Genomic DNA, 3,090 nt, shown 5'->3' on the forward strand with positions numbered 1-3,090 from the left:
GCACTGCGATGGCCCGCTATTTAAAGGCAAACGCGTTGCGGTCATCGGCGGCGGCAACTCCGGTGTGGAAGCGGCGATTGATTTGGCTGGTATTGTCGCCCATGTAACGCTGATTGAATTCGATTCAAAATTGCGTGCCGACGCGGTGTTGCAACGTAAATTATTTAGTTTGCCCAACGTCACTGTGATCACCGAAGCGCTGACGACCGAAGTGATCGGCAACGATGAAAAAGTCACTGCGCTGAAATACAAAAGCCGCAATACCGATGAAATCGCAACCGTGGAACTGGAGGGCATTTTTGTGCAGATCGGTTTGCTGCCCAATACCGATTTCTTAAAAGGTACAGTGCAGCTCACCAATCGCGGTGAAATTGAAATTAACGCGCGCGGTGAAACTTCTTTGCCCGGCGTGTTTGCCGCAGGTGATTGCACCAATGTGCCTTACAAGCAAATTATTATTGCGATGGGCGCGGGTGCAACAGCATCGCTGGGGGCGTTTGATCATTTGATTCGCACCAGCGCGCCGGCTTAATAACAATATTGAGCGAGTCACTATTGTGGTGTCTCGCTTGATTTTTTTTCCGGGGATACGGTGTTGTAAGCGAGGGAGGTTCCTTGTTGTGGTGCTACTTCTATAATCTGATGCTGTATCTTCCATATTTCTGCATCTACAGGTTCTGCATCATCTATATTAAATAATGCTATATTTTCGCAAATTTCTTCGTGTTTTCCTGCTTTTTGAATTCTTGCATCAAATTGAGATTGATAAATTATTCCATCGAACCCGTGGTGTTTAAAAAATTCTGCAATGATTTGCGTCGGAATATAAAGGTCTCTTGAATTATTTGGTTCAGTGGGTTTTGAAAAAGCTCCACCAATATCAACCCATGTGTACCCCTCTGCATCTTCTTGGCATTGAATGTGATTTGACCACCAGCCAAAGCCTGGTCTATCTTTGGTACAATCAACTAGTTTTAAGTCGCGGGTTGTAGTGAATCTTGCAACGGTCACGGGTTTGCGGTTTGCTGCTCGCGTCTCAGCTATTGCTGTTTCTTTTCTATTTGCTAAATAAAGCACATTGATATTGTATGGATTCACTCGTCCTTCACTTCTTAGGTTCTTTTTTGGTTTCATTTCTTCCTTGGGTAATAATGTTCCATCGTTATTGCATAGTCTGGCCCTAAAGTATTCGGTCCCAGAGGGTACTACTCGGGTGCGCGTTTTACTTGATTCCAGCATGGCATTCAAAAACTGATTGGTTTCATCTGACCAAAAGTGACGCTCTTCATTAAGTATGCGATCTATGAAAGCAGTAAAGCCGGTTGGAGAAAAAATATAATTACTCATCTGACTCAGCGTCCCTATGTGGTAATTAAACAACTGCCTATATTATTTGAGCCATTTATGCATTTTTACACGCGCTTGTTCATGGCTTAGGGTTCGACCTTCAAGTATAGCCTTTTCACCTCTGTTTATACCTTTAAGGATAGTTGTACGGCGCTGTATCAGTTTGTGTTTTGGTTCGGCTTTCATCATAGATACTCGTTTGGTTCAGTGATTTTTCGATATTAATGCCATGAGCGTTTTTTTGCAGACAAATTTTCGTCTTTAGTTAGAATTCCCCTGCGCTAGATCCAGCTTGGTAGCTTCCTAAATCGCACTCTTCAAACTAAACCAAAAAATACTGCCGCCTCCAGGGGCTGATTCGTAGCCCACTTCACCATCCAGTCGTTGCGCAATGCGTTTTACGATGGATAAACCCAAGCCGTGGCCGTCGGCAGATTGGGTATCGAAACGGACAAATTTATCGAAAATTTCGTGTTGCTGTGCGGTGTTTAAGCCGGGGCCTGAATCTTTTACCCAGCATTTGATCATGCCGTTGGCCAGTGTTTCAGTGCCCAGTTCTACTCTTGGCGTCGCTCCGCCATACTTCAACGCGTTGGATAAAAAATTCATCCAGATTTCTTCAACCCATTGCTCATGGCCGAGTACCTTTGGCCAATGTTCACCAAGCTGAATTGTTGCGCCTTGTTGATCGGCAAACGATTGCAGGCGCGCACAAGCTTCCATTGCGGTGTGTTGCGTATCCACACTGGCGAGCGCGACATTTTCGCTTTTGCGGATATTGGCGAGCAGCAATAGTGAGTCGATAATCGCGCGCATTTTATTGGCGGAGCGCTGGATAGTATTGGCAAGTTGCTGCTGTTTTTCTGGTGATAATTGTGCACTGCCCAATAGGCTTGATGCCGCGATAAGCGTACTAACCGGTTGTTTTAAATCGTGCGCAACGGTATGTGCATAGGCATCCAGCTCATTGTTTTGCACGAGTAATTCGGCCGTTTTAATTTCCAGTTGCTGGCTTTTGTATTCCAAATCTATAGTGCGATCAGATACCAATCGTTCCAGCTGATTGCGATAGACACTTAACTCCTGATACAGGTGATTGCGCTTGTTTAAATCACTGCTAATGCTTAGGCGCATCTTATTGATTGCATCGACCACCAGGCCCAATTCATCTGGCTGGTCGCGTTCAGTGCGGGCGAGTTTCAATTCACTGTCCAGATTATTCAAATCCAATTTTTTGGCGTAGCCGGCCATGGTTTCTAAATGACGCGTGATCCAGTAGCGCACAATAAAAAGCACAAAAAAAACAGTTGAGAAGAGTGTGATGCAGGTGGTGATAGCGATACTTTTAGCGGTATGGAATAACTTTGTTTCTATCCCTGCCGACATTAGCGCAACTGTGAGTTCGCCCATGGGAAATTGTTCATCACCTTCGCGATGAATAATAGGAAAACTGCGGCTAAATAAGTCTTTGTGGTAGTCCGTGTGCCTGCGCGTCCAGCGCTGTCCCAGTTCGTCTTTTAGTTCGATAAAACCCACGTCTGGCAGTTGTGCAATGCCATCCAGTAGCGTGTCAATACGCCCTTGATCGACTGACCACATACCCGCGGCCAAACTGGGTAAATAGCTGTTTTCAATGTCAATAAAATGTTTCTGTGCGTCGATCAGCGCTAAGCGGTATGCGCCGTAAAATTGCAAGCCGGAGACGAGTGCGGCAACACAAAACGTGAACGCAATAACAGCGCC

The 3,090-nt window shown here is 45.5% G+C and carries 3 protein-coding genes; 1 reads left to right on the plus strand and 2 read right to left on the minus strand.

The window, feature by feature from the left end; all coding sequences use genetic code 11:
* Window positions 1-532 (plus strand): FAD-dependent oxidoreductase (locus tag ACWA6V_RS19875; RefSeq protein WP_449524119.1); only part of this gene is annotated, 532 nt, incomplete at its 5' end.
* Window positions 533-552: 20 nt separating this feature from the next.
* Here the strand turns inward: ACWA6V_RS19875 and ACWA6V_RS19880 are convergent.
* Both ACWA6V_RS19880 and ACWA6V_RS19885 read right to left on the minus strand, forming a co-directional pair.
* Window positions 553-1,347 (minus strand): RES family NAD+ phosphorylase, encoded by a 795-nt coding sequence (locus ACWA6V_RS19880; RefSeq protein ID WP_449524120.1) that lies wholly within the window; start codon window positions 1,345-1,347, stop codon window positions 553-555.
* 303 nt (window positions 1,348-1,650) lie between these two features.
* On the minus strand, window positions 1,651-3,090 hold a 1,440-nt coding region (locus tag ACWA6V_RS19885), incomplete at its 5' end, for a sensor histidine kinase (RefSeq protein WP_449524121.1).

The organism is Cellvibrio sp. (assembly GCF_053579595.1).

Bases quoted from the DNA above. Each gene is read 5' to 3' on its own strand.
- ACWA6V_RS19880 (WP_449524120.1), bottom strand. From the start codon at position 1,347: ATGAGTAATTATATTTTTTCTCCAACCGGCTTTACTGCTTTCATAGAT.